Here is a 7,736-nt window from a genome sequence, read left to right on the forward strand (position 1 = left end):
CGTTGTCTCCGAACAGGGCGACGATCTCGCCGGCTCGGACGGTGACGCTGGCATCGGACAGCGCCTGGACATGGCCGTACCGCTTGCTCACGTGCAGACCCGCGATAGCGACATCAACGCCGCCCGCCTGGTTCTGTAGGCCAGCTCTCATCGCAACTCCTTTGTCCGGCGACCGATCACAACCGTGCTCGTGAAGAGCACATCCGAATTATGACCAACCGTTCATAATTAGTCAAGTCGGCATCGACAAGGTGGTCGACAACCAGCCCGCCCGCGAGCTGGACGCACGCCACAGGCGGTCGGCGACAGGGAAGCCGCGGTGTGACCGGCTGGCGGGAAGCGGGTCTTGCGAGCTAGGAGATTCGGTGGATCAGCGCGTCGAGGAAGTCCTCGAATTCGGCGACCAGATCGACCGAGGGGTTCAGCAGCCACTGGATCTGCAGGCCGTCCATCATTGCCACCACGCGTCGCGCGCAGACGCTGATCTCGTGTTCGTCGAGCGGGCGGATCTGGCCGTGCTGGCTCGCGTAGGCGAGATCGGCGGCGATGCGCGCGACGACGTCTTCGTAGCGGGCGACCATCAGGTCGTGAGCCGGATGCTCCGGGTCGGTCGCCTCACTTGCCATCGTCATGAACAACTCGATGAATTTGCGCTCCGAGAGGTGTTCCTTCATCAGACCACTGAGGGAGCGCAGATTGTCCAGCCCCTCCGAGGTCTCGCGGGATTGGAACGATGTGGCCGTCCAACGATCCAAGACCGCCATCAACAGCCCTTCCTTGCTGCCGAAGTGCAGCAAGACGTTGCCGGGGGTGACACCTACGCCGGCCGCTATCTGTCGCAGCGAAGCGCCCGCGTAACCGTGCCGTGCGAACAGCTCGGTCGCCGACTCGAGGATGCGTTCGCGCTGAATGATGCCATTGCGATACTGCCCGCGCGGCTTGCGAACAACGACCTTCTTCGTCCCCTCCGCATCCTGGCTCGCGGGCTGAGGAATCGAGTCTGCGGTCACGCTCATCTCCAGATCCCCTCCCCTCTGCTCTGCGCTACGCGTCCTACGGTACCCCCGGGGTTCTGACACCGAGCGACGAACGCGCACCCTTTCCGGGGCTGTGCCGTGACGTCCGCCCGCACCCATCGGGGCTCGGCTTGACTAATTATGAACGATTGGTCATAATTCGGAGGTGCTGGTACATGAGCAGCAGCGGGATCGATCGCAGGACAAAGGAGTTGCAGTGGCGCAATGGAGCAAGGTGGCGGTCAACCCGCTGCCGTGGGTGATGGATTCAGGAGCCTTCATCCTGAACGAAGAAACTCTCGGACAGGCGATGAAGGAGCTTAGCGACGCCGGATTCAACGCCCTGCACAGCGACCCCCCGCAGGGAATGTCGCCGGAAGCGTACCGCGCATTCCTCGCCCAGTTCGGGTTCCGGCCGGCACCGGGATACTTCTCCGCTGAGTTGCACAGCCTGGAAACGCGACCAGAGGTCATCGACGCCGCCCGCGCCCACGCGCGCATGATCGCCGAGCTCGGCCTGACCGAAACGTTCGTCGCCGCAGACATCGACTTCCCCCGTCTGATCCGTCCCGCGATCGGCCGTGGCGGGTCGCCGGAACGCACCAAGGTGATCGCGGAGACACTCGCCCTTGCCGCGGACGCCGCCGCTGCCGAAGGCGTCCGGTTCGCACTGCACCCCCACATCGCCACCCCCATCGAAACCGAAGAAGAGACCCGGCAGGTGCTCGATGAGACCGCGGGTTCCGCGCTCGGCTTCGGCCCGGACACCGGACATCTGGAGTGGGCGGGAATGGTGTCGGAGCAGATCATCGGCGACTACAGCGACCGGGTGATCGCCGTGCACCTCAAGGACGTCGACGGAGCAGCCAAGGAAATCGCCACCCGCTACACCGACGACTTCATGTCTGCGACAGCGGTTCGTCACATCTGGACCGAGCCCGGCCGCGGCAAGATCAACTTCAATGCCGTCTTCGACGCACTGCCGGCGAGCTTCAACGGATGGTTCGTCGTCGAAGTCGACGTCCCCAACCTGGACACCGCGTTCGCCAGCTCCAAAGAATCCCACGACTACCTCGCCCGCCACCCCCGATTCGAGGTAGCCGCATGAACCCCCAGACCACACCGCTCGGCGTCGGCATCCTCGGCGCCGGGCCCGTCGTCCAGGCCATCCACCTGCCCACGCTCGCCCGACTGAGCGACCGGTTCACCGTCCGCCACATCATGGACATCTCTCCAGACGTTGCCGCATCCGTCTCCGGGCGCGTCGGCGCACGATGGTCCACCTCCCTCGAGGAGCTTCTCGCCGACCCCGATGTCGACGTCGTCGCGATCTGCTCACCCCCGCAATTCCACGCCGCGCAGGTCACCGCCGCCATGAACGCCGGCAAGGCCGTGCTCTGCGAGAAGCCGTTCGCCACCACGCCCGAAGAAGCCGCAGAGATCGCCGCCACCGCACGGGCAACGGGTGTGCCGGTCGTCGTCGGAGCGATGCACGCGTTCGATCCCGCCTGGACCGCGGTACGTGAAGCATGGGGCGATCTCCCGGCGACCGCTCACACGGTGCGCTCGACCATGATCCTCCCGTTCAACGACCGTTACGAAGACTGGTCCACCGAAGTCCTCGGCCGCCCGGGCTTCCCGCCGCCCGGTCCGACGACACCCGAAATCCGCGCCGGAATGATGAGTGGCGGCGTGCTCGGTCTCGCTATCCACGACCTGCCGCTGATCCGCACCTTCCTACCCGCCCCCGAAGCGTTCCACGTCGACTCCGCCACGGTCCTCAAACCGTTCGGGTACTCCATCATCGGCACCGCCGACGGCGGCACCATCCAGCTCGTGGGCCGGCTGCACGCGCAATGGCAGCCGACCTGGGAACTGGAGGTGTTCAGCGACGACGTCGCCCTGCACATCGACTTCACCCCCTCCTACGTGCACGCCGGATCCGCCGTCGCGACCCTCAGCTACGCCGACGGCACATCCCGCCGCTTCGGCCCGTACGAGCACAACGGCTACGAAGGCGAGTGGCTGGCGCTCTATGCCCTGATCGGCGGCGACACCTCGGCAGCCCCATCCGGGACCGCCCTCATCGATGATCTGACCTTCGCGCTCCGCGTCGCCGGCAACGCAAGCAACTACGTCCTCACGGAGGCACGCGCATGACCACCACCACCGCCACACGGGAAGCACTGACCGTCGGCACCCTGCCCGGGGCCGCCGTGCGCAGCTTCGCCCCCACCCTCGCCAGCCTCCCGGTGTCCTTCACGCCCGCCACCCCGGACGAGTTCCCCGACGTCACCGTGATCGACGGCGGCGCGCCGTGGCCGCTGGAAGTCGCCGATGCCATTCGCGCCGGCAGCCGAGGTGTCATCGTCAGCGCCCCCTCGATCACCGATCCCGCGGATGTGCGGGCGGCAGCCGACCTCGCCGAGCAACACGGAGCGTCCATCGTCCTTGCCGAGCCCTACGCGGGCGACCCCGGGCTGCTGGCAAACCAGACCGACATCACCCACCACATGGCCGCCGTCGACACCGTCTCCATCAAGCACATCGACGTGGACGCGGACAGCGACGCCGACTCCCAGCTGCTCGCCGTCCTGCGCACCGCCCGTGCAATCGGATACCCGGGCATCGACGTGGTCACGTACATGCGAACCGGGCACGGTTTCACCGCGAGCGGCGTCGCGCGCAACGGAGCCGTCTTCGCCGGACTCGGTGTGCGAAGCTCCGGCGCACAGGAAGGGCAAAGCGTGCGCGGCTACGGGTTCGCGCGGACGGTCGCTGTCGATCTGTATGGCGCGGCGACCGCCTCCCCCGCACTCATCTCGTATACGAACGTCGAGGGCGAGTTGCGGGTCCCTACCGTGTACGAAACCGCCGACCGCGCCGCATGGAAACGACTAAAGTCCACGCTCACCGCACCCGGCTCGCAATCGCTCATCACGCTGCGCGATTTCGCCGATGATCTCGAGACCGTGCTCGCAGCCCGACCCTGAGGCTCAACAGGGACTCGCTGAGCGTATTGACGTGGGCATCCGCGTCACGCCCACCACCCGCATGATCGAGAGGAAGCGCCGATGTCGGCTCACATGGACTCAGCCTTCCGGGTCGCCATCATCGGCGCCGGAATGATCGGCGCCGCACACCGCGACGCAGCCCGAGCCGCCGGGCTGCCCACCTTCGCTGATGGGCTCAGATCGGCCAAGATCATCGACACAGTACTCAAATAGCGCCGCCTCGGGCGCGTGGGAATCGATTCCCGCATGATCTGATGTCTCTCATGCTCGCCAACCGCGCGAAGCGACGCGCTAGTTCTAATGCGGATGAGAGGCCGGTGAGCGCACCCTCTGAGAGGCGATTGTCAACGATCGCGTGAGCAGTGCCTGCAGAGGGATCGGCTTGCGGCCGGCGACCGACCGGCGTCCGCACGGGCGCCACCCGCGGTGCTCGATGAGAACCCGAAGGGGCAAACTCTCGACGCCATTGGCCGACATGGCACCCACCGTTGGAGCTGGCCCCGGCTGCGTCAGACCTGCGGCCAAGCTGGCCCGATGCTAAGGGGTCCACCACGGCCGCAAAGGCAGGTTCCCGCCGCCACGATCATCGGGATTGAACGCCAGCACTTGGTGCAACTGTATGCCGCCCCGTTCGAAGGCCAGCCGGGATCCGGCCATATACAGGCCCCAGACTTTCGCGGCGGGAAGCCCTACCTCGGCGACCGCGTCATCCCAGTGTTCGACCAGGTTCGCGCACCAGTCCCGCAGCGTCATCGCGTAGTGCGAGCGCAGGTTCTCCTCGTGCAGCACTTCGAGGCCCGCGTCCTGGGCCTCGCTGATGATCCGGCCCGAGCCGGTGAGTTCTCCATCAGGGAACACGTAGCGATCGATGAAGCCGCGCGCCGACGGTTCGGTTCGGTTGTCTGAACGGGTGATGCAGTGGTTGAGCAGTAGTCCACCGGGCCGCATCCGAGATTGGAGGAAGCGGAAGTACGACGGATAGTTACGTACCCCGATGTGCTCGAGCAGCCCGATCGACGACACCGCGTCGAAGCCATCTTCCGTGATGTCGCGGTAGTCGCCGTGGCGCACCTCGGCGAGTTCGCCGAGCCCCTCGTCGGCGATCGCCTGATGAGCCCAGCCCGTCTGCTCACGAGACAACGTGACGCCGGTGGCTTTGACACCACGTCGAGCTGCGTGGCGCACCATGCCTCCCCAACCGCATCCGACATCGAGTAACCGGTCGCCGGGCTTCAGCCGGAGTTTCTCGAAGACCAGGCGGTACTTGTTCTCCTGAGCCTCATCGAGAGAAGCGTGCGCGCTCGGGTAGCACGCACAGGTGTAGGTCATCGACGGCCCGAGCACCCATTCATAGAAAGTGTTCGAGACGTCGTAGTGGTGGTGGATGGCGTCGGCGTCGCGGGACTTGCTGTGTCGCATTCCGCCCGCGATGCGGCGCCAGCGCGCGGGTACTTCCTGTGGCGGTGGCGCGATCGGTCGCAGATGCTCGATGCCGATGGACCGGACGATGCTCGTCATCACCCGCGCTGGAGGTCTCTTGAATTCGAGGTTCTCCGAGAGCGCCTTGAGCAGCTCGTATGGGTCACCGGGATGTACACCGTGGATGTCGAGGTCGCCGGCGATGTAGGCGCGGGCCAGCCCGAGATCGCCGAAGCCAGTGGCCAGGTAGGTCGTGCCACGCGGTGTTTTCAAGTCCAATCCGAACGGCGCGTCGGCCGGTCCGGCCGAACTGCCGTCGTACGCGCTGAATCTCAGCGGCAGCCGACGTCCGGCGAACAACTCGAGGACCTCGGCCAGACTGAGCTTTGCCTCGACCGACGGTGTTCCCACGTCACCTGCTCTTCCTGCCGCGCCCACCTCCTCCGCGGCATCCGATGCGTCTTCCTCGAATAAGGTCATTGCCTTCGCACTGCCTTCGCGTACAGGTCGAGCAATCGCGAGTTGGGGTCGTACCGCTCTTTCACGACCCGGTAGGTCTCTCCGTCGTACAGTTCGTCGAACTCGCCTCTCCCGTAGTAGGCATCGGAATACAGCGACTTGTGGCCGTCCAGATCGCTGACCCGGCGTTCGATCATCCGGTTAGTCGCTCCCTCACTTGCACCGACCGGAACAGTTGACCAGAAGCCGACATTCACGTAGGTTTCGCGCGGCCGGATCGGGTAGAGCGGCCAGTCGTCGTCATCTCGCAGTCGGAGCGGACACAGCCATATCGGCTGAATGGGAACGTTCGCCAGGAACCAATCCAGAAACTCGACACACCGCCCAATCGGCACTTCGACGTCCTGGATCACACGCTCGCGCGGCGGGCGACCGCGCAGCTTTTCGAGGCGATCACCTATATCGAAGCGCCGTTCAAGCCTCATGAGCTTCCAATACGAGCTGCTGCGCAGGTGGCGCCGCGGCCAGAGGCGGCGGACGACGGGATGCTGCGCGCCGAACGCGGCCGAACACCAGAACCAGTCGGTGTCCCAGCGCCACAGGTAGTCGGCGATGGTGAGCTTGTCCAGTCGGGCGCCGTTCTGGTGCTGGATGGAGCGGTAGTAGATCTGCCGCCCGGTGTAGTCGCTAAGCGGGCCCGGTGCGGAAGTCTGCACCCCGACACACAGGTAGCATTCGTCTGCGCTGAACACCACTCCATCGAGGTAGTCGACCGGGCCGCCGTCGAAGTGACCGGTCGTGATAGTGCGATCCATCGCCGCGATCAAATCTCGGAGTGCATGAAATCGCACGTGGGTGAGCGCGACGAACGGCTTCACTGGCTCGAGCGCAATGCGCAGGCGCACGGCATATCCCAGCGTGCCGTAGGAATTGGGGAAGGCGCGGTACAGGTCGGCATGCCGTTCGCGGGACACGGTGACGACCTCGCCGGCGCCGGTGAGGATGTCCATCTCGAGTACGGATTCGTGGGGCAAGCCGTTGCGGAACGATGTCGACTCGATGCCGAGGCCGGTGACCGCGCCTCCCAGGGTGATCGTCTTGAGCTGGGGCACCACAAGGGGCGCCAATCCGAACGGCAGCGTCGTGGCTACGAGTCTTTCGTACGTGCACATGCCGGCGACGTCAGCCGTTCGCATCTCGGGGTCGACCGAAATGACCTCCGTCAAGCCGGATGTGTCAAGGCCCCTGGCGTTCGTGCTGGCACGGCCACGGAACAGGTTCGATGTCTGCTTTGCGAGCCGGACAGAGGCAGTCGGCGGGACTGCCCGATAGCTCTCGAGAAGGCGCTCCACGCCGATGGCGTGAGCGGTGCGCGCGTCAGTCGCAGGAGCGGACACGCTCCCACGCTAGTCCGCGGCCGAATCAAGGTGAAGACCGGGCACCGCTCCGGCCAGCCTTCTGCGTCATCGAACCAGCAGCGGACCCTGATGCCCTTCCGTCTGCAAGGGCACCTGCCGTCCCAATGCTGCGACGAGTATCCTGTGGACTATCCCGGCGAAAGGCGGGGAAATGGCAGCCGCGAGCGCCGATATCGACCCGGACGACTCCTTGGGCACGTCCCTCGAACAATTCCGTCGTGCGCTGCCATCGCGCGTGGCGCGGCGGAATATGGGCCTCGAACTCACCGATGAGCGGGCTCGTGACATCGCCGCCGATCCGGCGCTCTCTGAGTCTTGGTACAAGCTCTGGCGCATCGGCGCCTCGCCGTCCGTCCCAAGCGTCGTGCTTGCGGACAAAACCACGTCCCACCGCTCGCCCGTAACTCCTC

8 protein-coding genes are annotated in these 7,736 nt (G+C 65.6%); 5 read left to right on the forward strand and 3 right to left on the reverse strand.

The features are described 5' to 3' along the window. Positions 1 to 353: 353 nt before the first annotated feature. On the reverse strand, positions 354 to 1,016 hold the full coding sequence (locus tag VFX99_RS00405) for a TetR/AcrR family transcriptional regulator (RefSeq protein ID WP_329664344.1): 663 nt from the start codon (positions 1,014 to 1,016) through the stop codon (positions 354 to 356). A 217-nt stretch (positions 1,017 to 1,233) separates the two neighbouring features. On the opposite strand from VFX99_RS00405, the gene VFX99_RS00410 reads away from it, so the two are divergent. The 4 genes from VFX99_RS00410 (at position 1,234) to VFX99_RS00425 (ending at position 4,243) form a co-directional block, all read left to right on the forward strand. Next, a complete protein-coding gene (locus VFX99_RS00410) occupies positions 1,234 to 2,124 on the forward strand; it encodes a sugar phosphate isomerase/epimerase (protein WP_329664345.1) in 891 nt (296 codons plus the stop codon). Then, entirely contained in the window at positions 2,121 to 3,176 is a 1,056-nt protein-coding gene (locus VFX99_RS00415; protein ID WP_329664346.1) for a Gfo/Idh/MocA family oxidoreductase, read from the forward strand. Before VFX99_RS00410 ends, VFX99_RS00415 begins: the two co-directional genes overlap by 4 nt. Beyond that, a complete protein-coding gene (locus VFX99_RS00420; RefSeq protein ID WP_329664347.1) occupies positions 3,173 to 4,009 on the forward strand; it encodes a hypothetical protein in 837 nt (278 codons plus the stop codon). The genes VFX99_RS00415 and VFX99_RS00420 overlap by 4 nt, the downstream gene beginning before the upstream one ends. Before the next feature lie 81 nt (positions 4,010 to 4,090). Then, entirely contained in the window at positions 4,091 to 4,243 is a 153-nt protein-coding gene (locus tag VFX99_RS00425; RefSeq protein WP_329664348.1) for a hypothetical protein, read from the forward strand. A 324-nt stretch (positions 4,244 to 4,567) separates the two neighbouring features. Here the strand turns inward: VFX99_RS00425 and VFX99_RS00430 are convergent, their stop codons facing one another. Continuing rightward, positions 4,568 to 5,929: a class I SAM-dependent methyltransferase gene (locus VFX99_RS00430; protein WP_329664349.1), complete on the reverse strand. Its 1,362-nt coding sequence runs from the start codon at positions 5,927 to 5,929 to the stop codon at positions 4,568 to 4,570. Beyond that, positions 5,926 to 7,305 (reverse strand): FAD-binding oxidoreductase, encoded by a 1,380-nt coding sequence (locus tag VFX99_RS00435; protein ID WP_329664350.1) that lies wholly within the window; start codon positions 7,303 to 7,305, stop codon positions 5,926 to 5,928. The genes VFX99_RS00430 and VFX99_RS00435 overlap by 4 nt, the downstream gene beginning before the upstream one ends. A 172-nt stretch (positions 7,306 to 7,477) precedes the next feature. Between VFX99_RS00435 and VFX99_RS00440 the strand changes: the two genes are divergently transcribed. After that, positions 7,478 to 7,736: hypothetical protein (locus VFX99_RS00440; protein WP_329664351.1), on the forward strand; the 259-nt coding region annotated here is incomplete at its 3' end.

Origin of the sequence: Microbacterium sp., from assembly GCF_036277215.1 — a bacterium.
In the GTDB taxonomy this organism is placed as follows: Bacteria; Actinomycetota; Actinomycetes; order Actinomycetales; family Microbacteriaceae; genus Microbacterium.

Bases quoted from the DNA above. Each gene is read 5' to 3' on its own strand.
- VFX99_RS00425 (WP_329664348.1), top strand. From the start codon at position 4,091: ATGTCGGCTCACATGGACTCAGCCTTCCGGGTCGCCATCATCGGCGCC.
- VFX99_RS00420 (WP_329664347.1), top strand. From the start codon at position 3,173: ATGACCACCACCACCGCCACACGGGAAGCACTGACCGTCGGCACCCTG.
- VFX99_RS00415 (WP_329664346.1), top strand. From the start codon at position 2,121: ATGAACCCCCAGACCACACCGCTCGGCGTCGGCATCCTCGGCGCCGGG.
- VFX99_RS00405 (WP_329664344.1), bottom strand. From the start codon at position 1,016: ATGAGCGTGACCGCAGACTCGATTCCTCAGCCCGCGAGCCAGGATGCG.
- VFX99_RS00430 (WP_329664349.1), bottom strand. From the start codon at position 5,929: ATGACCTTATTCGAGGAAGACGCATCGGATGCCGCGGAGGAGGTGGGC.